We start from the raw sequence: 22,748 nt of genomic DNA, 5'->3' as shown, positions 1-22,748 counted from the left end.
GCCAGCAACAAACTAGCGCCAGTCACCCGAGGGTGGCTGGCGCTGGTGATCATACCGTTATACGACTGTCATTTGACCGGCATAGAGCACGAAGTAGCGGAGCAGCAGGATCCCCACCAGGGTCAGGCTGCAGACCAGCACCAGATGGCCGTTTCGCACCCGCAGGGGCGCCGGGGTCAGCAGAGCCAGCAGCTGGGGCAGCAGCATGCCGATGCCCACCACCCCGAGCCAGAACACCTGAGCCCAGAAACCGCTGCCGATGGCCGCCCACATGGCAGCCTCTTTCTGGCCGCCACCGAAGTAGAGGCCGGTAAAGAAGCAGACCAGCAGCAGCACCTCCACCGCCAGCACCGGCCGCTCGAAACGATGCACAAAGCTCACCCCCTGGCTGTGATGGTTCTCCTTGAAGATTGTCACCGCCAGCAAGATGGTGGAGGCGATGCCGGAGCTGATGCCCGAGACCAGAAACAACACCGGCAACACAGGGTTGTTCAAAAGCGGATAAGTCTTGAGCGCCGAGAGCAGAAAGCCGGTGTAGGCCCCCAGCAGCACGGCGAGCAGCAACAACAGCGGGGCCAGCAGCCGCTCGATGCGGGCAAGCCAGCCAATCAGCCCATCCACAAAAGCGAACTTCTCTTGCAGCAGGTGACGACGCAAGGTCTCAATCTCGGCGCGAAACACCACCGCCAGCCAGACGAACAGCACCGCCATATAGAGCTGAAACAGCATGACCCCCATCGACATCACGGAGTCGAACTGGTAGTGGAACATCAGCTTCCAGAAGGTCCAGGGGCGGGCCAGATGGAAGATAAGGATCAGCAGCCCCAATATCACGCTCGCTGGCGCCAGAATGGCGGTCGCCTTGATGATGCCGCTCTCGCTGCCGGCCCCCTTGCGGCGCAGCAGCACCGAAAGGGTGGTGGCCCCGGCGGAGATGCCGAGCAGAAAGAGATAGATGGCGATGGGCCAGTCCCACACCAGTGAAGGGAAGTGAAATGCGTCATGCAACATGATCCATTCCTCCTTCTGTTACTGCGGTAGATGGCGATCGGACAAATTCCCACACGAGGGAAGGGAAGTGAAACGCCTCTTGCATCGTCATGACTTTATCTCCCCTTTGGGCACGCGGTACATCTTGGGCGAGGTGCCGAGCGCCTGCTTGTAGCGATAGGTGGTCTCCTTCACCAGCCGTTGGGCGATGGGGCTGTCCGGATCATCCAGATTGCCGAACACCAGCGCCTTGGTGGGGCAGGATTCCACGCACGCCGGCTCCTTGCCCGCCGCCAGGTTGGTCTTGCGGCAAAAGTCGCATTTGTCCGCCACTCGGGTGACCGGGTTGATAAAGCGCACCTGATAGGGGCAGGCGGCGAGGCAATACATGCAGCCGACGCAGAGATCCGCGTCGACATCGACGATGCCATCCTCCTTGCGAATATGGGAGGCGCCGGTCGGGCAGACGTGCACGCAGGGGGCGTTGTCACAGTGCTGGCAGGACTTGCGAAAGAAGTGGTACTCGGCATCGGGGAAGGTGCCGATGGGGCCGGAGCGGATGATCTCGAGGCGCGAGACCCCTTCCGGCACCTTGTTGACCTCCCGGCAGGCGTCCATGCAGGCGGTGCAGCCGATGCAGGCCGTCTCGTCGTGGATCATGCCATAGCGGATCCCGTCGATGGTCTGGCTGTGGGCGAGGGGGGTAGCAAGGGAACGAGTCGGCCCCGTCATCATGATAAGGGCCCCCGCGCCCATGCCCGCCATAAAGTCACGGCGAGAGCAGCTCATGATGCCTCCTTGCCGGTAGCCGGTTTGGACTGCTCCTGCCGGGCCTTGCTGGCCTCATGTTGCTTGCTGTGGCAGTCGACGCAGAGCTTGATGCGGGATTTTTCCGGGATCGCCACCATGGGCTCCTTGACCGGATGCAGCTGGTGGCAGCTGGTGCAGGTGAGCTTGGTGGCGTGCACGTCGTGGGCCCAGAGCGCCTCGCGCAGCTCTTTAGGCTCGTGGCAGCTCATGCAGACTCCATTCTGCTCGCTGATGGGATAAAGCTTGATGCTCTCTTTATCCTTCAGGCTGTGGCTGAAGCGCATCACATCCTTGACCCCTTCCCGGTGCTGGGGGGAGGGCTGGCCGTGGCAGTTGGTGCAGGTGACAGGTGCCAGGTTGTTGGGATTGGTCGCCTGACCATGCTTGCCGTGCATCCCTTCGCTCTGCTCCTTGTGACAGTCGGTGCAAGCCTTGTCGGGATTGCGTAAAAATTCCACCTCATGTGTAGCTGGAACAGGGGCTGCTGCCGGCTCGGCCGCCTGACCCTGCAGGCTGGTGAGCAGCATGGCTGCCATCAGCATCAGTCGTAAAAAATCCATCGTTAAATCACCCATAGGAAGCCTCCATCCGCTGCGGGCCTGGTCTGGCCGGGCCCGCAGGCGCCGTTACTGTGCCAGCCGTCCGGCCGCTTTGGCCTCGGCATCCCAGGCGGGGACCGTGGTCTTGAGGAACTGGGCCTTGTCGCTGTTGAACTGCTTCATATCCATGCCAAGGGCGGCTTGCGCTTTCTCCTTGGTGGAGATGTCGGGGATGGCGATCTCGTGGCTGATCCCCTTGCTGGCCAACAGGCGCGCCAGCTTGGTGCGGGCGTCAGCGGCTTTATCCAGCGCGCTGCCAAGTACCTTGAGGGCCACTTCGGGGGCGTGCATCTGCACCCCGTGGGAGGCGATGGCGTAGTCCCAGCGCCACTGGGCGTGACGGATGTCCTGCAGAATATCCTTCATCTCTGCCTCGGTGGCGCCGGCATCCCAGGCCGCCTTGGCTTCAAAGTGGGCGTGTACCAGCTGCTTCTCGACCTTCAGCTTGGTTTCGATCACCGCCTCTTTGCGCTGTTTGACAATCCCTTGCAGCATCTCCTTGCTCTGGGTGTGGCAGTTGCGGCAGGTCTGCTCGAAGCGATCGAAGGGGTTACCCACCTTGTGATCGGTGTAGACCTTGCCCTGCTCGTTCTGCACCTTGGGCATGTGGCAATCGACACAGGCGACGTTGTTCTGGCCGTGAATGCCGGCGCGCCAGGTTTCGTACTCGGGGTGCTGGGCTTTCAGCATGGGGGTTTTGGAGAGGGCATGGGTCCAGTCGGCAAAGCCGATTTCATCGTAATAGGCCTCCATCTGCTCCACAGTGGTGCCCTTGTCCCAGGGGAATTTGACCGCCTTGGTGGGGCCGCTGAAGTAATACTCCACGTGGCACTGGCCGCACACCTGGGACTGCTGATCAAAGCGCCCCTGCTCCTTGAACGGCTTGCCGATGGCGGTCATGGCCCGATCGGCATAGGGACGGGAGAGGTGCAGGGCCGGTTTACCCTCCTTGAACTCCTTCGAGGCGGTGTCGTGGCAGTCGGCGCAGCCGATGGTGTTGACTACTTCCGGCCCACCCTTGGCCCACATCCCTTTGAAGTAGCCATCCTCACCCTGCTCGTCGATGACGCGGGCCACATCCGGGCCTTTGCAGCTCCAGCAGGCCATCGGCAGCGGACCATCTTCGGCGGTCTTGGGGGCGCCGGTGCGCAGGGTTTCCCGCACGTCGGTCAGGGCATAGAAGTGACCGCGTGGCTTGTTGTAATCCTTGGCGAAGGGGTAACCGCCCCACAGCACCACCATGTTGGGATCTTCCGCCAGCGCATCGGTGCGTTCCTTGCTTTCGCTGGTGGCTTGCCAGCTGGTGAACTGATCGGCGTGATCCTTGGCGAACAGCTCGCTGCGCGCCTCGATCTTGCCTTTGGGTTGCGTGTCATCGGCTGCCTGTGCCCAGCCGCTGGTGCCAAGGCTGGTAGTCAGCAGCAGGGCGGCGAGGCCCAGCTTGATCTGTCTGTTGCGTGAACTCACGATCATCACTCCCTAATCGATCTCATTGCCAGACCTGACAGTTCCATCCTGGATGTGGGCATTGGTTCGCCCCCGCCAAGCAGGAGCAGGCAGGCCGCTTCATTGTTATTAGTGAATAAAACCCATGTTTTTATGCGATTGCTCGAGTTGGATATTACCAAATGGGTAAAAAGAATGATGATTTATCAGAGGGGGGCTTGCGCTAGATCAATTACCGAGAGCACCAACAGACAGAAATGAGATCCCGGTTAAATTATTAAGAAAGTCAGAATATTGGAAGTGTAATGAGTCTCTGTGGCGGGACGGAGCGACACCTGAGGTATGCCTGTGTTATTTGGCAAGGCATGTAGGGTTATCTGTCATATCAATTATCTATTTATGGGTATAAAAATAATAAATGAATAAATATTCTTTTTTGAGAGGGCTGTCGGTTACAGTCTGTACGGGCCGGGCGTTCCGCCGATGGGCGAGATGGTCGGCAACATCAATGAGAGAAGCCGGCAATGCCGGCTCCTCTCAGGTCTTATCGTGATCAGATACTGTTTGGGTTGCAGCCCCAAAGGCATGGTGGTGAACCAACGAATACCCCGGCTTCGGGGTTTACACCAGCGGATATGGTCACGCTCATCTTATGCCAGAGCCTGGGCCAGCAGATGAATGGGATGCTCGCAGCGGAAGCTGGTGCTCATCTCGATCTGCCATTTGCAGGTCTCGCAATCGGTGATCACCAGATCGGGGGAGAGGCGGTTGATCTGATCAAACAGCCCCTCGCCGATGGTCTGGCTGGTCTGGTAGTTCTCCGACTTGAAGCCGTAGGTGCCGGCGATACCGCAGCACTGGGACTCCAGTACCGTCACCTTGACCCCGGGAATGGCGCGCAGCAATTCGAGGGTGTAGATGACGCCCCCCATTTTTTCCATGTGGCAGGGGGTGTGGTAGGCGATGTGCAGATTGAGCGGCTTCATCGCCGGTTTGTTGCCCTTGTAGAACTCGTTCCACAGGAAGCGGGTCACCAGCGAGATGCGATCCCGCACCTTATGGTTGTCCTGCTCCAGCAGGTGGGGATATTCATCGCGCAGGGTAAAGCCGCAGGTGGAGGAGGTAGCCAGCAGTGGCATCTCGTTACCCAGCAGGGAGTTCTCCATCTGCTTGATGTTGAAGGCCGCCTGTTGCTTGGCCTTGTCCATGAAGCCGTTGGCAATCAGCGGCACGCCGCAGCACTTCTCTCGCTCCAGCAGCTGCACACCGATGTTCATGGCGTTGAGCACCTGCACCAGCTCCTTGCCAAGCTGCGGGTGGTTGTAGTTGACGTAGCAGCCGTGGAAGTAGGCGATCTGCCGCGCAAAGCGGGACTGAGATTCTTTTTGCTTCTTGTACCAGCCGCGGAAGGTGCCCTGGGAGTATTTGGGCAGGTCGCGGTGGGAGGAGACCCCCAGCGCCTTGTCCAGCACCAGCTTCATCGGCTTGAGGCCGGTGGTGAAGTTGACCACCGGGGCCATCAGGGTAGACATGCTGCCCATCATATCGGTGTGAGAGAGCACGAACTCGCGGATCCCCGGTTTGAAACCGCTGTACTGGTGTTTGGCCTTGGCGATGATGTCGCCGATGCGCACCCCGCTCGGGCAGGCTACTTCGCAGCGTTTGCAGTTGGTGCAGTGCTTGAGGGCGCTGTCAAACAGCTCGGGGCTCTTGATGCGCAGCCGCTCGCCATCCGGGCCCGCCTGTTTCGGGCCGGGGTAGGCGGGGTTGGCCTTGGCCACCGGGCAGTAGGCGGTACAGACGGTGCATTTGATGCACTGATCGAAAGTTTGGTTGGCGTGATCCAGTAGCATGTCAGTTCTCCTCCCGGCGATGATGAAGACACGGGATATGGGACGTAGTAATCATTGGGCCGCGCCCAGAATATGGCCGGCAGCCTGCCAGCCGGTGGCAACGGCAACGCCGGAGCCGGAACCTTCACGAATTGGGTCGTAATGGGCCAAGACACTGCCCGCGCCATAGAGGTTGGTGAGCGGCTTGCCGCCACGCAGCACTCTGAGTTTGTCGTCGGTCTTGACCCCGAAGCCCATGAAAGGGTGGTGGTCGAACAGCCGACGACCGGCCCAGGCATCACGTTCCTCCAGACTCAACACATCGGCATCGAAGATGGGTTCGCGAATGCCACGCAGACGGGATTCCAGCCCACGGCTGAAGAAGCTGCCGGAGGCAAGCACGAAGTTGTCCGCTTCAAACAGCTGATCATCGCCATTCTGGGTATGTACGCCGACCACCCGGTCACCGTCGTAACGGGCGCCCAGCACCCGCTCGCTGGTGAGGAAGGTGCCACCAAGGGCCATAAAGCGGCGCTTGAGCGCCTCCTGCATCCGCATCCCGATCAGTGATGGCGGCATGGTGGCCACCTCCTTGATGGTGCAGCCGGTACGCTGCTCCAGCTCCGTCAGACGCGGGCCTACCAGCCCCAGCGAAAGACAGGCGGGCAGCACGATATGGCGGCAACCGGGTACACCGCTCTCCTGCACCATGCGGCTGATCTCGCGGGCCAGATCGGCCACCAGATGGTGCTTGTCACACAGGCGCGCGATATCGGCTGAGCGAAACTCGTGGGGATTGCGGCTGAATTCCGCCAGCTGGGGCGGGCGGATTTCGCCGGTCAGAATGCGGCAGTGGGCAAAACGCGGATGGGTCGCCAGATTGGCGGCAGCCAGTGCCGGATGAAAGTCGCGAAAGCCCTCGAGGGTGGCCAGCAGTAGCACGTCCGGGATCGGTGCATCGGTGACACAGGCGCAGGTATCGGGGGAGAGCCAGGTGCGCTTGAGGGTACCGATGGGGGTCAGACGCTGGTGATTGGTCTCGTGGCGAACCAGCGGCAATCCCTGTTCGGCGCAGTGGCGCTGAAGATCGGCCAGACTTGCCTCGATATTTTGCATTCCGACTTTGCTGTAGGGGTGATCCGGATGGGCAGCCATAAAGGCGGGCAGGGCGGCGCGGGGATCTCCCTCGCTTTCGAGCAGATCGACCGAGCCGGAGGAGAAGTGCAGGGCACTCTGGCCGGAGGCCATCAGCAGGGTCTTCTGGCCCGCCTCTACCAGCCGCAGGGCGGCCGAGAGTCCCGCCATGCCACCGCCGATAACGATATTGTCAAACTTCATGACGGCTCTCCTTGTGAGTGGTCTCGCTGGTTGGGTCGCGTGGGGTATCGGCGACCAGCTGTGGCGCCGTCCATTCCCCCAGGCCAAACAGCCCTTCGTAGATCCAGTAGGTGAACTCGGCCTCGCGCAGGGCATCGCCCCACAGAACGGGGCGGGTTCCCTTGTAACGCTCCTCAAGGAACTGGCGCAGCATGACGCAGGCCTGACGGCCATCGGCCTTGCCGTACTCCTGCATCAGGCCGGCGGCGCGGTAGGCGCAGAGCTCGCCCTGACAGGGGCCCATGCCTAGGCGGGTTCGACGACGCAGATCGATGAGGTTGTCCACATCGAGCTCGCGCAGGGCGTATTCGATCTCTCCCGCGGTGACCATTTCGCACTCGCAGATGAGGGCGTTCGCTTTCGGATTGTCACGGAAGAAGGCGATGACCCGCTCGCCGTGGCGGTATTGGGCCGACCCTTCGGCAGGCACCGAGAGCCCCGGGGCGGAGACCTTCTCCGGATCCCGCGAGCCGGGCAGATTGAGCTCGGCGGTGCGGCAGGGCTTGCTGTTGCCAAGCTTTTTGGCCAGCAGATCGGTGGCCCATTCGGCCATCAGGCGGTAGGTCATCAGCTTGCCGCCGGTGATGGTGTTAAAGCCCTTGAGACCGTCGCGCTCGGCGTGATCCAGCAGCACTATGCCGCGGCTGATGTTGCGGCCGGTGTCGTCACCGTCCACCGCCACCAGCGGGCGAACGCCCGCGTAGGCGCGCAGCAGGCGGGTGCGGGCCATGATGGGGGCAAGCTTGATCCCCTCGCGCAGCAGCACCTCCACCTCTTCGGGTTCGACGGTGAGCTGGTCAATCTTGTTGTAATCGATGCGACTGGAGGTGGTGCCGATGAGGGAGATGGTATCGCCCGGCACCAGAATGTCCGCATCCGCCGGTTTGCGGGCGCGGTTGAGCACCAGCTGGTTGATGCGGTAATCCATAATGAGCAGGGATCCCTTGGCAGGGAACATGCGGATGCCGAGATCGGCGTATTCGCAAATTTGCTGGCCCCAGATGCCGGCGGCGTTGATCACCTCCTGACACTCCACCTCGAACGCTTCGCCGGTGCGGGTGTTGATCGCCTTGACCCCGTGTACCCTATCTTGTGTGCGCAAGAGTCCCAGCACCTTGCAGTGGGTGAAGATGCGCGCGCCTTGCTCTTTAGCGTCCAACACGTTGGCGGCGGCGAGGCGGAACGGGTCGACCGTGCCGTCCGGCACATGGATGGCGCCGATCATCGCCGGGTTGGCGTTGGGCTCCATGCGCAGGGCTTCACCGGGATCGAGCTGGCGGGTTTCGATACCGGCCAGGGCGCAGGCATCCATAAAGGTGGTTTGGAAATTGATGTCATCTTCCGGCAGGGTGAGGAAGAGGCCGCCCGTGTCTTCGACACAGTGGCTGGCAATCCGCTTGAGGATGCGGTTTTCCTGGATGCATTCGCGGGCGGACTCCTGATCCGTCACCGCGTAGCGGGCACCGGAATGGAGCAGGCCGTGGTTGCGGCCGGTGGTGCCGGCGGCGATATCATCGCGCTCGAGCAGGATGCAGTCGATGCCGCGCAGTGCGCAATCGCGCATGATGCCGGCCCCTGTGGCACCGCCGCCTATGATGACGACTTGTGTAGTTATTCTTTTCATTGTTGCCCGTCTCATCTCTTCCAGATGAGGCCAGTGTGGCCTACTTCTGAGTGGAAATGTTTGATATGGGCCAAATTTGCGCTCGCAAACGCTCATTTGCTCGCGCGTTAATGAGCATTATGTGACATTTGTCACGCTTGTTATCGCATCGGTTTGTGGGCTGGTGGCGAATAACAGGCACAAAAAAGGGGCATCGGATGCCCCTTGTCACTGTTTGACGAGTCTGGTGGGTGTGTTAGGGGTCAGCCGCAGCACTTTTTGTGTTTTTTGCCGCTGCCACAGGGGCAGGGATCGTTGCGCCCCGCCTTGAGGGGCGCCGGATCCTGCTCTCCCTCGGTGTAGACCCAGCGGCCCTGATAACGCACGAAGCGAGAGCGCTCATGGAGGCAGTGACGCTCATTCCCTTCCAGAAACCAGGCTTTGAACTCCACCATCCCGGTTTCATCCTCCGGGCCGCCCTGGCTGGCGATGATCTCGAGACCGTCCCAGCGGGTGTCGATGCGAGAGAGCTCTTTGGCGGTGAGGCCGCCAAGGTGGGCCGGGTGCCAGCTATGGACCAGATACTCCCCCAGACCAAGCACAAAAGCACTGTAGCGCGAGCGCATCAGCTGCTCCGGGGTGTCAGCCACCGCGCCACTGTGACGTAAGCCACAGCACAATTCGAGAGAAAGGGTTGAGCCGCAAGGACAAAGATTCATGATTTTCACGTTCTGGCCGATTTGTTTAAGGGAATTGTAACGAAAGCTGGGCTCGCCCTGCCAGCACCTATACTGATGGGTAAGCAAGGAATTCCAATAAAAACAGCTGCAAGGATGTGAAAGATGACGCTAAAACAGAAAATCCTGTTATTGGGTGCAGTACCCGTGCTGCTGATGGCCCTGGTGGTCAATCTCAGTAACTACATGGTCTCCAAGAGCGACCTAGAGTCTGAGCTGGTGGTGGCGAGGGAGAATGCCATCAAGGAGCGTAAAGCGCTGCTCAGCAGTTACATCATGATGGCCAAAACCGCCGTCGATGCCGTTTATGCACAGCCGGATTCTCCGGAAAATCGTCAGAAGGTCAAAGAGCTGCTCAGGCCGTTGCGTTACGGCAGCGATGGCTATTTCTTTGTCTATGACTTTGAGGGCAACACTATATTGCTGCCTACCCGTGCCGAGCTGGAGGGAAAAAATCGCTGGAACGACAAGGATGCCAAGGGCAAGTTGCTGATCCAGGACATTATCAAGGTGGCCCGTCAGGGGGATGGCTTTGCCGAGTACTGGACGGCCAAACCTTCCATTGGTCGTGATGCTCCCAAGCTCGCCTACAACATTGCGCTCGACAAATACCAGTGGGTTATCGGTACCGGTTTCTATATCGATGACATCGACAACGAGCTGGCGGCCCTGCGCGCCGAGCGCGAAAGCAATATGCACGAGTCGCTGCAGAGCAGTGTGCTGGTGATCTTGCTGATCCTGGGTGTCACCCTGGCGGCGACCGTGATCGTGGGGAATCGGGTTACCAAGCCGCTGGCTGATGCCGTGCTGGCATTGAACGATATTGCCAATGGTGACGGGGATCTCACCCAGCGCCTCAAGGTGCAGAGCGACGATGAAATTGGCCAGCTGGCCAGCGCCTTCAACCGCTTTGTCGAGCGGATCCAGTCGGTGGTGAGTCAGGTTGGCGAGACCAGTAACCATCTCTTCACCGCTGTTGACAAGCTGCACCATCTGAGCGAGCACTATGACCAGCAGATGCATGGCCATAGCCGGGAAACCGATCAGGTGGTGACTGCGGTGACCGAGATGAGCTCCACTGCCCAGGAGGTGGCGGCCAGTGCCTCCAACGCGGCGACGGCAACCAGTGATGCAGCCCGTGAATCGGACGCCGCTCGTGGTGTGGTCAGCACGGCTATCAACAGCATCAACCGACTGGTGGGGGAGGTGCATACCGCGGCTGGCGTCATCGCACAGTTGGCCCAAGAGACCGCCAAGATTGGTTCTGTGGTCGAGGTTATTCGCGGCATTGCCGAACAGACCAACCTGTTGGCGCTGAATGCGGCGATCGAGGCTGCCCGGGCGGGCGAGCAGGGCCGCGGTTTTGCGGTGGTGGCGGACGAGGTGCGTTCGCTGGCCGGTCGTACCCAGCAGAGCACCAAGGAGATCAATGAGATGCTCCAGCGCTTGCAAGGGGGGGTGAAGCAGGCGGTGGATGTGATGCAGGCGAGCGAGGATCGCAGTCAGGAGACAGTGCAGGAGGCGAGCCATATTGCCAGCTCCCTCGACAGCATGGTGATGGCGGTCAGTACCATCAACGACATGAATATTCAGATCGCTACCGCTGCCGAAGAGCAGCACGCGGTCTCCGAGGAGATCAACAAGAACCTGGTAGCCATTCAGCAGATAGTCAGCGAGCTGACCGACGCAGCCATGGAGTCCAATAGCACCACCCGCGATCTGGCCAATACCGGTGACAAATTGCGCAAACTGGTCTCCCAGTTCCGTTATTGAGCCCGACCATCTCGGTGATATTCACTCAACAATGCGGTCTGAACCCCGGTTCAGACCGCGCTTTATTTGGGGATCGAGCAATAATGTGTGAAAATCGGTGGCCCCAGTTTCAGCCCTTAATCCATACCCTATGAATGAGATCGTGAAAGGCAGTATCGATTTGATCCGTCAGCTCAACTACGGCCTGGTCTATGCCAGTCTGGAGGAGCACAAGGAGCTGTCGCGCACCGATCTCTCCCGCCTGACCGGCCTCTCGCCTGCCAGCATCACCAAGATCACTCGTGAACTGCTCGATGGTGGTCTGGTGGTGACCTGTGGCGAAAGTTCGGTGGGGCGCGGTCGTCGTCAGACCCTGCTGCGCATCAACGAGCGCCGCTTCCAGTTTCTCTCCATGCGTCTTGGTCGTGGTTACGTGGATATGGCGCTGTTCGACTTTTCAGGCCGCTCCCTGGCCCGCCATCGCCACCTCTTTACCGAGCTTGAGCGTAACGACCTGCTGGGCAGCTTAGTACATGCGATCCAGGGGTTCTTGCCGAGAAAGTCCCTCAGTCTGGCCTGCATCGCCCTCTGCCTGCCGGGTCAGGTGGAGCGCCACTCCGGCATGGTCAAACATTTCCCCTTCTATGATCTGCGCAACTGGCCGCTTGGGCCGACCTTGCAGGAGGTGTTCTCGGTACCTGTGCTGGTGAGTGGTGATGTGCGCACCTGGATCCAGGCAGAGCGGGAGTGGGGGGCCGCCAAAAATTGCGCCGATGCGGTGCTGGTGTTTGTCCACAACGACATCGGGGTTGGCATGGTGGTCAATGGCCAGCTCATCGAGAGCGAGAATGCGCTGCTCGGGGATCTCAGCCACCTGCAGCTCGAGCCCTATGGCCAGCGCTGCTACTGCGGCGGCTTTGGTTGTGCCTGCACCCTAGTGACCAATCAGGCGCTGGAGGCGCAATACCGGGATCTGCGCGAACGGATGCAGGAGCACGACTTGCCCGAGAGCGTCACCATCCGCGAGCTGTGCGAGCTGGCGCTGGCGGGCAACGGCCTCTGTCAGGATATTCTCCATCAGGCGGCGGGCCGCCTCTCCAAGGTACTCTCCAATCTCATCTGCCTGCTTAATCCGGGCAAGCTGCTGCTGGGGGGCGAGATCACCCGTGCCGATCGGCTGCTGTTCCCCATGCTGCACCAGTCGCTGGCCAGCCAGTTGCCCGCCGAATATCTGGTTCGGCTGCAGATTGAATCCACCCACTTCTACGAAGATCCCACCAAGCCCACCTCGGTGCAGGTGCACAAGGCGCTGCGCGATGGCAGCCTGTTGCTGGAGCTGCTGCGCAGCTGTCAGGAGTCGTAAGACAAGAGGAGTTGGCGCAGTGTCTGGCGAAAAGGGCAGGGATTGCTGTTCCGCCAGCGCGTAACTCGGTACAATCTTGCGCTTTTCCGGCAGTCCCCCTGTTATCGCGCCCTGTGGCGCCGTGACATGTTGGCACCGCTGCCGTTCCTGTTTTGACTCCAGTTGTGAACCTAGATGAAGCCTGTTCCTGATCACGCCGTCAACCGCCTGCGGGCCTGGCGCAAGAGTATCTCTACCCGACCGTTTCTTGCCCGTGGCGGCACTCTGGCCCGCTGTCCGGCCTGTCAGCTGCGCGAGGATTGGTGTGCCTGCGAGTGGCGCCCCGAACTCAAAGCAGAGGCAGGTTTCTGCCTGCTGATGTATGACAGTGAGCCGATGAAACCCTCCAACACCGGTCGCCTCATTGCCGATGTGTTGCCGGACACTACCTGGGCGTTTCTCTGGTCACGTACCCAGCCCCATCCCGAGCTGCTGGCCCTGCTGGCCGATCCAGCCTGGCAGCCCTATGTGGTCTTTCCCGCTTGCGAGAAGGAGCCTGCCCGCCTGACCGGCGAGGTGACGCTGGCACCGGGTAAAAAACCGCTCTTTATCCTGCTCGATGGCACCTGGCCGGAGGCGCGCAAGATGTTCAACAAGAGCCCCTATCTCGACGGATTTCCGGTGCTGGCCATCAAGCCCGATGCGCTCTCGACCTATGGGATGCGGGTGGCCAACTGCGACGAGCACCTCTGCACCGCCGAAGTGGCGGCCTGCGTGCTGGAAGTGGCGGGGGAGCTCAAGGCGGGGCAGGCATTGCAGCACTGGTTCAATCTGTTCAGCAGACGCTACATGGCCGGTCGGGTCAGCCGTTTCCCCGGTGCCGATGAGGATCATCTATGTGAGGCGCTGGCGGCCATCAAGGAAGCGGAAGTCCCGTCACCCGCGCTGTAACGGGCCCTCTGAGGGTTGGGGCAGGGGCGTGGCCGCTCAAATTAATGAAAATCAGGAATCAATTGGCTGCCACTGTTTCGTTAGATTCATGGTCAGTGGCCCGCTAGGATAGCGGACAGCCTGTGCTCCCCGCACAACGTCGTTTTGGTGTTCTCCGGTTGCCCAACCCCTTAGGGCAACCCACTCTCGTGAGGTCTATGGATGGAATTGGAACTGGTTACCCTGTTTGCCCTGTTCGGTGTAGCGCTTGTCGCCGGCTTTATCGATGCCATCGCCGGTGGCGGCGGTCTGCTGACGGTGCCAGCGTTGCTCGCCACCGGCATGCCGCCCGCGCTGGTGCTCGGCACCAACAAGCTGCAGAGCAGTTTTGGCTCCTTCTCCGCCACCTGGTTCTATGCCCGCAAGGGGCTGCTGGAGTGGGCCATGATCTGGCCTGCGGTGATCTGCACTTTTATCGGTGCGGCTATCGGCACGCTGGCGGTGCAGACCATAGACGCCGCCATTCTCGAGCGCCTGCTCCCTTTCCTGCTGATGGCCTTTGCCTGCTACTTCTACTTCTCGCCGCGGGTAAGCGATGCCGAGAGCTCCCGCCGTCTGACTCCCATGCTGTTTGCGCTGCTGGTGGGGGGCGGTGTCGGCTTTTATGACGGCTTCTTCGGGCCGGGCACAGGTTCGTTTTTTGCCATCGGTTTCGTGGCGCTGGCGGGCTTTGGCATGGCGCGCGCCACCGCCCATACCAAGCTGCTCAACTTCACCTCGAATATCGCCTCCCTGCTGTTCTTTGCGCTCGGTGGCAAGGTGGTGTGGAGTGTCGGCTTCTGCATGGCGCTGGGGCAGTTTATCGGCGCCCGCTTCGGCTCCAAGATGGTGCTGAAAAAAGGGGTGAAGCTGATCAAGCCGCTGCTGGTGACCGTCTCCCTGCTGATGTCTGCCAAGCTGGTCTGGAGCCAGTATCCGGAGCTGTTTGCCTGGATCTGATGTGCGCCTTGCTTGCCGCATCGCAATTGTTAACGGGGCCCAAGGGCCCCGTTGTCACATCTGGTGTTTTACAGCGCTAGCTCGGCGTGTCGCTGCGGTGGCTAAAGTGTTGGTGCAGGGTGCTCACCAGCTGGGCAATGCGCTCGCGCTTTAGGCTGTTTGGTCGGTAGACCAGATGGAGGGGGCGGCCCAGCCCGGGCAGTGGGCGCGCCATCTCCCCCTGTTCTCCCACCAGCCCCAGCAGGCCAGCGGGGAGCAGCACAGGGCCAATGCCTGCCTTGGCGAGTTCGATGAGCGCTAGATAGGAGTCGAGCTCCATGGTGGGCTCCAATCCCATATCTGCCAGCGGTTCGCGCAGGTAGCGGTTGGAGGGGTTCTCCAGATCCATGGTGAGGATCTTGCGCCTGCTTTCTGCGCTGGCTGGCGGCAGGCTCTGCTGCGCCTCGCCAACCAGATAAAAGGGCTCTTCCAGTAGCAGATCGGCGCCGAGGCCATGGCCGGGTGGGAGCCGACCGGCGCAGATGCCGAGCAGGGCATCACCGCTGCGCACCCGCGCCAGAATGACCGGCGTGTGGTGGGTAGAGAGGGCAAGGTGGGGATCGTGCTCCAGATAGTCGCGCATGAAGTGGGCGAGATAACCCGCCAGCAGGGTTTCGGAGCAGGCGATGGGGAGAGGACTCTGATCCGCCAGATCCTGACTATCGGCAAGCACCCCTTTCATTTCGGCCAGACTCGGGGCCACTCGCTCAAGCAGCTCCTTGGCCTGCGGGGTGAGGCGGATCTGGCGCCCCTCCGGCTCGATCAGCTTCTTGCCGAGGCGCTGCTCCAGCTGGGCAATCCGCTTGCTCACCGCCGACTGGCTGATATAGAGGCGACTGGCCACCTTGGCCATGGTTCCTTCACTTGCCAGTAGGCTCAGCGTCTCCAGCCCTTCCAGTAACATCTCGCCCCCTTGTTTATCGCCATCAGGATCGTCACAGATTGATCAGCGCTACCTTAGGGGCTGACTGGCTCAGGAGCAAGGGTCGTTTGCTGCCTTGGCCGGTCGAATGCGCCATTCGCTCAAGGGCGGCGCGAAGATCACCAGATTGCCGATCAGGCTGATCACCACTCCGGCCACCGAGACCGGCTGCCAGACAAAGCCTTCATAGAAGGTGGAGAGGGTAAGCGCCACCAATGGAAAGAGCACGGTGGCGTAGGAGGCCTTGCTGGCACCGATGCGCCCCACCAGCGTCAGATAGGCGGTAAAGGCGATCACCGAGCCAAACAGGGCGAGGTAGACCATGGCCACCAGATAGTGGCCATCGGTCGGCACCACCAGCTGTTGGCCTAGCAATATGACCCAGCCCAGCAACAGCACCACGCCGTAAACCATGCCCCAGGGCACCAGTTGCAGTACGTGGTAGCCATGGCGTTGGCCCCGTGCCGAGACCAGATTGCCCAGCGAAAAGCAGAGGGTGCCGCCGCAGGCGAGCAGCAGCCCCTTCCAGCCGTTTGCACCCAGTTGCGCATCCGCCAGCACCGGCCAGAACAGCAGCAGGGTGCCAAAGAGCCCCAGCAAGGAGCCTTGCAGCCAGCGCAGGGTGGGGCGCTTGTTCTCGAACAGCCAGAGGTTGAGGCCGTTGAAGATGCTGGCACTGGCAAAGATCACCGCCGACATGCCGCTCGGGATATAGCGGGTGGCGTGGTAGAAACAGAGAAAATTGGTGGAAAAGAGCAGGGCACCGAGCAGCGCCGCATAGCGCTGGCCATGCCACGGCAGGCGCGGAAAGCGGCCGCTGGCGGTGAGCAGGGCAAACAGTGCCACCGCAGCCAGCAGGAAGCGGTAGAGCACCGACACCTCGATGGGGATGGGGCCAAGTTGCCAGGCGATGGCAATCCAGGTGCTGCCCCAGATAAGCACGGTGGCAAGATAGAGCATCAGGTTCATCACTGTTCCGGTGAGTCAGGGAGAGATGACCCACTATGGGGCAAGCCCTGATGGCTGGATTGCACCATCTTGCGGTTTTTCATCGCCCTACGCTGTCATCTGCGGGCGCGGTCGGTAAGATGGGTGGCAGCGACATAACACTTACACCGGAACAGGCGGCAGGGGCGAATGAAAACAGCAGGGGTATTTGATGCTCTGGTCAGCACCGGCGCCCGGCTGGACGACGCTTGCTGGCTCGAACCCGGGCTTGGCGTCGCCAGTTGGCGCAACTGCTATGACCAGACCCGCTATCACAAGCCGGGCCACCACACCCTGAGCGTCTATCTGCAAGGAGGCGAGCAGACCGAGCGACTCGATGGGCCGGGTGGCCACGGCGGCACCGGCAAGGTGTGCATCATGCCGGATCACCACAGATCCGAGTGGCTGGTGCGCGAAGAGTTTCGCTTCTTTCATCTCTACTTCACCCCGGCTCACCTCACCCGTATCGCCGAGGAGGTGTGTGACAAGGAGGGGCGCCACCTGCAACTGGTGGACAAGACCTTTATCGACGATCCGCAGGCGGCTTCGCTGGTGCAGCGCCAGTTGATGCAGCTTCAGTGGCAGCAAGGGGTCGATCGGTTGGCACTCTCCCACGGCGCCTGGATGTTGATCCTCCACGCCTATCGCCACCACACCGAGGAGGCTCCCGGTCTGCCGCCTCTGCGCGGCGGGCTGGCGCCCGTGGTGATCAAGCGGGTGCAGGAGTATCTGCAGGCCCATCTGGCCGATTCGGTCACGCTGGCAGAGCTGGCCCAGCAGGCGGGGCTGAGCGAGTATCACTTTGCCCGCATGTTCGGCCAGAGTCTCGGCTGCCCGCCCCACCGTTACCTGCTGGGGCTGCGGCTCAAACGGGCCAAGCAGCTGTTGACTGGCCCCGAGCCGCTGGCCAGCATCGCCAGTCAGTGTGGCTTCTCTTCGCAGGCCCATTTCGGCAATCGTTTTCGCGAGGCGTTTGGTTTGACGCCGGGGCAGTGGCGGGCGCAATTGTCATCTTCCCGTCACAGATAAGCCTGAGACTTTGGGCAAAAGAGGTGTACTCTCTACCACTTATCCATTGAAAGGAATTCCCATTGAATTATCGCAAACGTCAAATCCGTACCCGTCACCTTTGGTTCAGCCACTGGAATGCCCCGCAAGATCGCACCGCTGTCGTCACCCCTCCCGAACCTGCAGTGCCTCACAGTTCACGTTGAAAAAGCCCGGCTGCCGATAGGATTTTCCAGTTAACTTTGCCACTATTGCTCAATCTGAGTGACGTGGACATTGCAGGATGTTTCTGGAACGTATTGAAGTAAAAGGTTTTCGCGGTATAAATCGTCTTTCGCTCGGGTTGGATCACACCACAGTGCTGATTGGCGAGAATACCTGGGGCAAGTCGAGCCTGTTGCGCGCGCTCTGGTGTCTGCTGGGGCAAAATGCCGAGCCCTATCAGTTCACCGCCGATGATTTTCACCAACCGGAAGATCCCGAGCTGGCCCCTTCGCGTCATCTGCAACTGGTGCTCACCTTCAGTGAGCACAGACCCCAGATGTGTCAGCACTCCCGTCGGCTGGCCCGTCTTTGCCCCTCCTGGGTGCTGCACAAGGACAAATTCCACCGCATTCACTATCGCGCCAGCGCCGAGCTGCAGGCGGATGGCTCTGTGCTCACCATTCACGACTTTCTCGACGGGGTAGGCAAGAGCTTGCCCATCGCCAATACCCACGAGCTGGTCTGCATGCTCATCACCATGAACCCGGTGTTCCGGCTGCGGGACGCTCGCAGTGCCCGCAACGGGGTGGAAACCCTGCAGTGGGGAGATCTCTCGGAGCACAGACTCAGTGAACTGGCCGACAAGCTGATCGATGAGCCCCAGCGCATCGGGGAGCCGGAGTTGAAGGAGGCGCTGCAAGCAGTGCGCCAGCTGATGGATCACTATTTCAACGCTCTGGCCCCCATCAAGAACAAACCGCGCAGCCAGCGTGACATCATCAATCGTCCCATGACGTTGCGCAATCCTGGCAACCTGCACACCCTGCTGCGCCATGCCGATAACCGCACCCTGCAACTGGCGATGGCCGGGATGGCGGCGACCCTGCTGCAGGCGCGAGGCAATCGCGAGCTGGAGGAGGGGGCCCGTCCCATCATGATCCTAGAGGATCCTGAGAGCCGGCTGCACCCGACCATGCTGGCGCTGGCGTGGGGGCTGCTGGAACAACTGCCGGGCCAGAAGCTGCTCACCACCAACTCGGGAGATCTGCTCTCTTCCCTGCCGCTCAATCAGGTGCGACGACTGGTGCGCCGTCAGCAGGATATCCTCTGTCACCAGCTGGGGGGCGAGCGTTACAGCAGCGACGATCTGCGCAAGATCGCCTTCCACGTGCGGATCAACCGCCCCATGTCGCTGTTTGCCCGTTGCTGGCTGCTGGTGGAGGGGGAGACCGAGATCTGGCTGCTCTCCGAGCTGGCCCAGATCTGTGGTTACAGTTTGCGGGCCGAAGGGGTGCGGATTATCGAGTTTGCCCAGTGCGGCCAGTCACCGCTGATCAAGGTGGCGCGGGATTTTGGTATCGAGTGGCACCTGTTGACCGATGGCGACGAGGCGGGGCTCAAGTATGCTGCTTCGGCCCGGGGCCAACTCAAAGGGGAGCGGGAACGGGATCGGTTGACTCAGTTGCCAGCCTCTGACATTGAACATTACCTCTATCACAATGGTTTTGAAGCCGTGTTCCGGCGGGAAGCAGGGGTGGGCGGACGAGCCATGTGGAGTGCCAGTCATATCATCAATAAGGCGATTCATCACCGCAGCAAGCCGGGGATGGCACTGGCGGTGGTGGAAGAAGCCGAGCGGCTTGGTGCCGAGCATATTCCTCCCGTGCTGCGTCAGATGTTTGCGCGGGTAGTGGCACTGGCTCGCGGTCAGGTGTGAAGTCGGTGTGATAATGGGCCTGTCGGCTGCATCATGACCTTCGGGGCATCTGCTCATTTTTTGCCGGTCTGTTTGTCGTGATTGGGGATAGCCGCAGGTTTGGGTATACTCGCCCACTCTTCTCTGGCGCCCCGGTGGCGCTCCCGAATTCTTGCTGCTGGAGGCGTCATGTTCGTCCAACTCCCACTTTGGCTCTTTCCCCTTACCGGCTTGATGGCACTTGGTGCCCTCATTGCCCTCGGTATCGTGTTATGGCGCGGTGATATCTGCCCCGGCCAGCGCTCACGCATCACTCAGCAGCTCTTCTCCATCTGGGTCATTACCGCGCTCTCCTTGATGCTGGCGGTAGAGGCCAAGGCGGCCAGTTGGCTGATCTGGAGTGGTGGTGCCGCACTGGTGCTCGGGGTCGGCTTGTCGCTGGCCCAGTCACGGCTGGAGGGCAAGCGTGCAGTCCCCTCAACGCTGCTCTGGCTACCGGCGTTGCCACTCGCTGTTTATGGCTTCGGGCTGCTGCAGCTGCAGGGCTGGGTGAGCGGTTTATTGCAGATGGTGATGCTGGGAGCGGCCTTTGCTCACCTGATGCTGTTGCGAGCCCGTCACCGCCTCAAGGCGTTTAATACTCTTCTGCCGCTGGCTGCGCTGGCGGGCGCCATGGCCAGCCTTATCTGGCTGGCCGTGCTGGTGGGCTGGCAAGGGGCTGAAGCCAATCTCGATGATCTGATCCCGGCGGTGGTGACACAGGCTGCCTTGTTGGTGGCTTCCCTGCTGCTCTGGTTCAGCCCGCTCTACTTGCAGCGTGATACCGCGCCTGTGGTGGTTTCCACTTCCCTGTGTGGCCTGCTTATCGCCCAGATCGCCGCTACCAGCGTGCTGTACCAGCTGATCTGACACTGGTACTGAAAAGAGCAAGCCCCGAGCCAAGGCCCGGGGCTTTTTCATATCTGACTCTCGAGAATCAATAGAAGTCATCGGCCCCGCAGATAAACAGGCAACTGCTGCGTGGCTGGGCCAGATACTCTCTGGTCAACCCTTCCAGTGGCATGCCGAAAGTGCAGATATCTTGCGGTGAGGGGAGGGCGGTATCGAGGATCCGCCGCCAGTAGCCGCCAACTCCCTTGGGCGGGCTGGGCAGGTTGAAGGTGAGGGGCTCCCAGTAGGCGTTAAACAGTACGTAAAGGGCCAGTCGGGTTTCGCTTGACAGGGCCGACATGGCGATGGCATGGGAGTGGGGACTGAAGTCTGGCTGCATGGCATTGACTCCGTGCCAGCAGATCTCGCTGTGCCGCAGGATTTCGGTGAGCGACAGTGGCATGCTCTCCTGCTCCGGGCGCTGGAACAGATGTTTGCGATATTGGATCAGCTCCTTCATGAAGCGGAACATCTCCTGGCTGCGGGGAGTTGGTTGCCAATCCATCCAGCAGGTCGCGTTGTCCTGACAGTAACCGTTGTTGTTGCCGTGCTGGGTGCGCAGCAGTTCATCCCCCATCAACAGCATCGGGGATCCCACCGATAACAGGGTTGCCACCATCATGTTCTTGGCTTGGCGCGTGCGCAGGGCATTGATCTGGGGATCGTCCGTTACCCCTTCATGGCCGTGGTTCCAGCTGAAGTTGTGATCACAGCCATCACGGTTCTGCTCGCCATTGGCCTCGTTATGCTTGTTGTTGTAGCTGGCCCAGTCCCACAGGGTAAAGCCGTCGTGGCAGGTGACGAAATTGATGCTCTTCTCGGGATCTGCATGGTGATAGTGATAGATATCGGGGCTACCGCACAACCGTTCGACAAAGGCGGTGACGCTGTTGTCATCCCCGCGCAGAAACCGGCGTACGTCGTCCCTGAACTGGCCGTTCCACTCACGCCAGCGGGCGCCGGCCAGTGATCCCACCTGATAGAGCCCCCCTGCATCCCAGGCCTCGGCGATCAGCTTGATATCGGCGATCTTGGGATCGGTATCTATGGTGCGCAGGGTCGGGGCATTGGCCTGTGGCTGGCCCGATTCATCCCGCGACAAAATGGCAGCCAGATCAAACCGGAAGCCATCGACGTGCATCTCCTGGCGCCAGAAGTGCAGGCTGTCCATGATCATCCGCAGTACCACCGGGTGTGCGCCGTTGAAGGTGTTGCCACAGCCCGAGTAGTTAGTGTCCTTCTGGTTGTTGTCGAGGATGTAGTAGGCCTCGTTGTCGATGCCGCGAAACGAGAAGGTGGGGCCATCATCTCCCCCCTCGGCGGTGTGGTTGTAGACCACATCCAGGATCACCTCGATATTGGCCCTGTGCAACGCCTTGACCATATCGCGAAATTCGGTCAGCGGATCATCGCCACAGGCGTACTGGGCATGGGGGGCGAAAAAGGACATGGGGCTGTATCCCCAGTAGTTGGATAGCCCCCTGGGAGCATCCTGAGGGTCGAACTGAAACACCGGCAGCAGTTCAACGGCGGTGACCCCGAGAGATTGCAGATAGGGGATCTTCTCAATCAATCCAAGATAGGTGCCCCGCAATGCAGGATCAACCCCGGAGCTCGGGGAGTTGGTAAACCCCCCCAGATGGAGTTCGTAAATCACCGAGCGGGAGAGAGAGTGAGCAGGCAGTTTGTCTCCTTCCCAGTTGTAGTGGCGGGTATCGACTACCCGATTTTTGGCGCAGCAAGCCATATTGCTGCCGGGGCGTGCAGCCGCCCATCGGTCATAGTTGGGGCCCAGTTCAATACTGCGCCCATAGGGATCGAGCAGAACCTTGTCACCATCAAAGCGGGTGCCACAATAGGGACGCCATGGTCCCTGGATACGGTAGGCGTAGCGTTGCCCGATGGGGAGTCCTTCAATATGGATATGCCAGTAGTAGGCAGTTCGGTTGAAACGGGGGGAGAGGGGAATTACCTCGGGACTATCATCTTCGGCACTGGAGAAAAGCAGCAGCTCTACCCGGCTGGCCAAGCGGGCCCAGATGGCGAAGTTGACGCCGCGGTTGTCGGGTGTCGCCCCCAACTGACGGCAGTGACCGGCGGAGATGCGCATATCATACCTACCCAAAATGAGGAGTGTTCATCTCACTGAGTGTAGTGCCTGGTATGTGGCTTTGACTCTATTGCCTGAAAAAACAGCATGATGCTGCTAATGTCCTCACTCTCTGTCTGATTAATCTACGAATAAACTTTTTTTGAGATATTTACTTGCAATCTGTGCGCTGGCGCCTATTATTGGCGACCTCAGACGCGGGGTGGAGCAGCTCGGTAGCTCGTCGGGCTCATAACCCGAAGGTCGTCGGTTCAAATCCGGCCCCCGCAACCAACTTTTCGTCAGCCTGCGATTGTGTAAACAGTCGAAAGCAGACAAACGCCATCAAGCTACTGCTCGGCTTGAGGGTGACAATTCGGACGCGGGGTGGAGCAGCTCGGTAGCTCGTCGGGCTCATAACCCGAAGGTCGTCGGTTCAAATCCGGCCCCCGCAAC

At 60.5% G+C, this 22,748-nt stretch carries 18 protein-coding genes and 2 tRNA genes; 9 read left to right on the top strand and 11 right to left on the bottom strand.

Annotated elements, in window-relative coordinates; translation table 11 throughout:
* Positions 1-57: 57 nt before the first annotated feature.
* From nrfD to G5306_RS07345, 8 genes are all read right to left on the bottom strand, one after another.
* Positions 58-1,011 (bottom strand): cytochrome c nitrite reductase subunit NrfD, encoded by a 954-nt coding sequence (gene nrfD, locus G5306_RS07380; RefSeq protein ID WP_421249913.1) that lies wholly within the window; start codon positions 1,009-1,011, stop codon positions 58-60.
* A gap of 87 nt (positions 1,012-1,098) precedes the next feature.
* On the bottom strand, positions 1,099-1,779 hold the full coding sequence (gene nrfC, locus G5306_RS07375; protein WP_421249912.1) for a cytochrome c nitrite reductase Fe-S protein: 681 nt from the start codon (positions 1,777-1,779) through the stop codon (positions 1,099-1,101).
* Positions 1,776-2,375, bottom strand: a complete 600-nt coding sequence (gene nrfB, locus G5306_RS07370; protein ID WP_421312651.1) for a cytochrome c nitrite reductase pentaheme subunit — start codon at positions 2,373-2,375, stop codon at positions 1,776-1,778. The genes nrfC and nrfB overlap by 4 nt, the downstream gene beginning before the upstream one ends.
* 51 nt (positions 2,376-2,426) lie before the next feature.
* The gene (nrfA, locus tag G5306_RS07365; protein WP_227342727.1) at positions 2,427-3,872 is read right to left on the bottom strand and encodes an ammonia-forming nitrite reductase cytochrome c552 subunit; all 1,446 of its coding nucleotides are present in this window, start codon (positions 3,870-3,872) and stop codon (positions 2,427-2,429) included.
* Between the two features lie 623 nt (positions 3,873-4,495).
* A complete protein-coding gene (gene glpC / locus G5306_RS07360) occupies positions 4,496-5,698 on the bottom strand; it encodes an anaerobic glycerol-3-phosphate dehydrogenase subunit GlpC (RefSeq protein WP_421312650.1) in 1,203 nt (400 codons plus the stop codon).
* Between the two features lie 51 nt (positions 5,699-5,749).
* A complete protein-coding gene (gene glpB / locus G5306_RS07355; RefSeq protein ID WP_421258405.1) occupies positions 5,750-7,015 on the bottom strand; it encodes a glycerol-3-phosphate dehydrogenase subunit GlpB in 1,266 nt (421 codons plus the stop codon).
* Positions 7,005-8,678 carry an anaerobic glycerol-3-phosphate dehydrogenase subunit A gene (glpA, locus tag G5306_RS07350; protein ID WP_421312649.1) on the bottom strand — a complete coding sequence of 558 codons (1,674 nt, stop codon included), beginning with the start codon at positions 8,676-8,678 and terminating at the stop codon, positions 7,005-7,007. The genes glpB and glpA overlap by 11 nt, the downstream gene beginning before the upstream one ends.
* A 242-nt stretch (positions 8,679-8,920) precedes the next feature.
* A complete protein-coding gene (locus tag G5306_RS07345; RefSeq protein WP_421312648.1) occupies positions 8,921-9,376 on the bottom strand; it encodes a YchJ family protein in 456 nt (151 codons plus the stop codon).
* 123 nt (positions 9,377-9,499) lie between these two features.
* Between G5306_RS07345 and G5306_RS07340 the strand changes: the two genes are divergently transcribed.
* The 4 genes from G5306_RS07340 to G5306_RS07325 all read left to right on the top strand — a co-directional run bounded on the left by G5306_RS07340 (position 9,500) and on the right by G5306_RS07325 (position 14,417).
* Positions 9,500-11,167: a methyl-accepting chemotaxis protein gene (locus tag G5306_RS07340; protein WP_103251177.1), complete on the top strand. Its 1,668-nt coding sequence runs from the start codon at positions 9,500-9,502 to the stop codon at positions 11,165-11,167.
* Positions 11,168-11,297: 130 nt separating this feature from the next.
* Positions 11,298-12,509: an ROK family protein gene (locus tag G5306_RS07335; RefSeq protein WP_421312647.1), complete on the top strand. Its 1,212-nt coding sequence runs from the start codon at positions 11,298-11,300 to the stop codon at positions 12,507-12,509.
* A 174-nt stretch (positions 12,510-12,683) separates the two neighbouring features.
* A complete protein-coding gene (locus tag G5306_RS07330; protein ID WP_216953485.1) occupies positions 12,684-13,439 on the top strand; it encodes a tRNA-uridine aminocarboxypropyltransferase in 756 nt (251 codons plus the stop codon).
* A gap of 201 nt (positions 13,440-13,640) precedes the next feature.
* Positions 13,641-14,417, top strand: coding sequence for a TSUP family transporter (locus tag G5306_RS07325; protein ID WP_005333472.1), 777 nt, complete (start codon positions 13,641-13,643; stop codon positions 14,415-14,417).
* A gap of 76 nt (positions 14,418-14,493) precedes the next feature.
* Here G5306_RS07325 and G5306_RS07320 read toward each other — a convergent pair whose 3' ends face one another.
* Positions 14,494-15,360, bottom strand: a complete 867-nt coding sequence (locus G5306_RS07320; RefSeq protein WP_103251180.1) for a LysR family transcriptional regulator — start codon at positions 15,358-15,360, stop codon at positions 14,494-14,496.
* Between the two features lie 69 nt (positions 15,361-15,429).
* Entirely contained in the window at positions 15,430-16,347 is a 918-nt protein-coding gene (locus G5306_RS07315) for a DMT family transporter (protein WP_167574347.1), read from the bottom strand.
* Positions 16,348-16,515: 168 nt separating this feature from the next.
* Here G5306_RS07315 and G5306_RS07310 point away from each other — a divergent pair, with 168 nt between their 5' ends.
* The 3 genes from G5306_RS07310 (at position 16,516) to G5306_RS07300 (ending at position 20,182) form a co-directional block, all read left to right on the top strand.
* Positions 16,516-17,394 (top strand): helix-turn-helix domain-containing protein, encoded by an 879-nt coding sequence (locus tag G5306_RS07310; protein WP_216978884.1) that lies wholly within the window; start codon positions 16,516-16,518, stop codon positions 17,392-17,394.
* Between the two features lie 262 nt (positions 17,395-17,656).
* The gene (locus tag G5306_RS07305; protein ID WP_421209288.1) at positions 17,657-19,294 is read left to right on the top strand and encodes an ATP-dependent endonuclease; all 1,638 of its coding nucleotides are present in this window, start codon (positions 17,657-17,659) and stop codon (positions 19,292-19,294) included.
* 168 nt (positions 19,295-19,462) lie between these two features.
* Positions 19,463-20,182 carry a hypothetical protein gene (locus tag G5306_RS07300; protein ID WP_151285685.1) on the top strand — a complete coding sequence of 240 codons (720 nt, stop codon included), beginning with the start codon at positions 19,463-19,465 and terminating at the stop codon, positions 20,180-20,182.
* A gap of 67 nt (positions 20,183-20,249) precedes the next feature.
* On the opposite strand, the gene glgX is transcribed toward G5306_RS07300, so the two are convergent.
* A complete protein-coding gene (glgX, locus tag G5306_RS07295; RefSeq protein ID WP_151285686.1) occupies positions 20,250-22,313 on the bottom strand; it encodes a glycogen debranching protein GlgX in 2,064 nt (687 codons plus the stop codon).
* A gap of 196 nt (positions 22,314-22,509) precedes the next feature.
* Between glgX and G5306_RS07290 the strand changes: the two genes are divergently transcribed.
* A tRNA-Met gene (locus G5306_RS07290) sits at positions 22,510-22,586 on the top strand.
* 87 nt (positions 22,587-22,673) lie between these two features.
* Positions 22,674-22,747: transfer RNA gene (locus tag G5306_RS07285), tRNA-Met, on the top strand.
* Position 22,748 lies beyond the last annotated feature (1 nt).

Source organism: Aeromonas sp. 603404 (genome assembly GCF_049171775.1).
GTDB classification, from domain to species: Bacteria; Pseudomonadota; Gammaproteobacteria; order Enterobacterales; family Aeromonadaceae; genus Aeromonas; species Aeromonas veronii_A.
This window is presented reverse-complemented; position numbering and strand designations above follow the sequence as displayed.

Excerpts from the sequence above, each read along its gene's own strand:
- nrfD (WP_421249913.1), bottom strand. The coding sequence starts at position 1,011 with ATGTTGCATGACGCATTTCACTTCCCTTCACTGGTGTGGGACTGGCCC.
- nrfC (WP_421249912.1), bottom strand. The coding sequence starts at position 1,779 with ATGAGCTGCTCTCGCCGTGACTTTATGGCGGGCATGGGCGCGGGGGCC.
- nrfB (WP_421312651.1), bottom strand. The coding sequence starts at position 2,375 with ATGGGTGATTTAACGATGGATTTTTTACGACTGATGCTGATGGCAGCC.
- nrfA (WP_227342727.1), bottom strand. The coding sequence starts at position 3,872 with ATGATCGTGAGTTCACGCAACAGACAGATCAAGCTGGGCCTCGCCGCC.
- glpC (WP_421312650.1), bottom strand. The coding sequence starts at position 5,698 with ATGCTACTGGATCACGCCAACCAAACTTTCGATCAGTGCATCAAATGC.
- glpB (WP_421258405.1), bottom strand. The coding sequence starts at position 7,015 with ATGAAGTTTGACAATATCGTTATCGGCGGTGGCATGGCGGGACTCTCG.
- glpA (WP_421312649.1), bottom strand. The coding sequence starts at position 8,678 with ATGAAAAGAATAACTACACAAGTCGTCATCATAGGCGGCGGTGCCACA.
- G5306_RS07345 (WP_421312648.1), bottom strand. The coding sequence starts at position 9,376 with ATGAATCTTTGTCCTTGCGGCTCAACCCTTTCTCTCGAATTGTGCTGT.
- G5306_RS07340 (WP_103251177.1), top strand. The coding sequence starts at position 9,500 with ATGACGCTAAAACAGAAAATCCTGTTATTGGGTGCAGTACCCGTGCTG.
- G5306_RS07335 (WP_421312647.1), top strand. The coding sequence starts at position 11,298 with ATGAATGAGATCGTGAAAGGCAGTATCGATTTGATCCGTCAGCTCAAC.
- G5306_RS07330 (WP_216953485.1), top strand. The coding sequence starts at position 12,684 with ATGAAGCCTGTTCCTGATCACGCCGTCAACCGCCTGCGGGCCTGGCGC.
- G5306_RS07325 (WP_005333472.1), top strand. The coding sequence starts at position 13,641 with ATGGAATTGGAACTGGTTACCCTGTTTGCCCTGTTCGGTGTAGCGCTT.
- G5306_RS07320 (WP_103251180.1), bottom strand. The coding sequence starts at position 15,360 with ATGTTACTGGAAGGGCTGGAGACGCTGAGCCTACTGGCAAGTGAAGGA.
- G5306_RS07315 (WP_167574347.1), bottom strand. The coding sequence starts at position 16,347 with ATGAACCTGATGCTCTATCTTGCCACCGTGCTTATCTGGGGCAGCACC.
- G5306_RS07310 (WP_216978884.1), top strand. The coding sequence starts at position 16,516 with ATGAAAACAGCAGGGGTATTTGATGCTCTGGTCAGCACCGGCGCCCGG.
- G5306_RS07305 (WP_421209288.1), top strand. The coding sequence starts at position 17,657 with ATGTTTCTGGAACGTATTGAAGTAAAAGGTTTTCGCGGTATAAATCGT.
- G5306_RS07300 (WP_151285685.1), top strand. The coding sequence starts at position 19,463 with ATGTTCGTCCAACTCCCACTTTGGCTCTTTCCCCTTACCGGCTTGATG.
- glgX (WP_151285686.1), bottom strand. The coding sequence starts at position 22,313 with ATGCGCATCTCCGCCGGTCACTGCCGTCAGTTGGGGGCGACACCCGAC.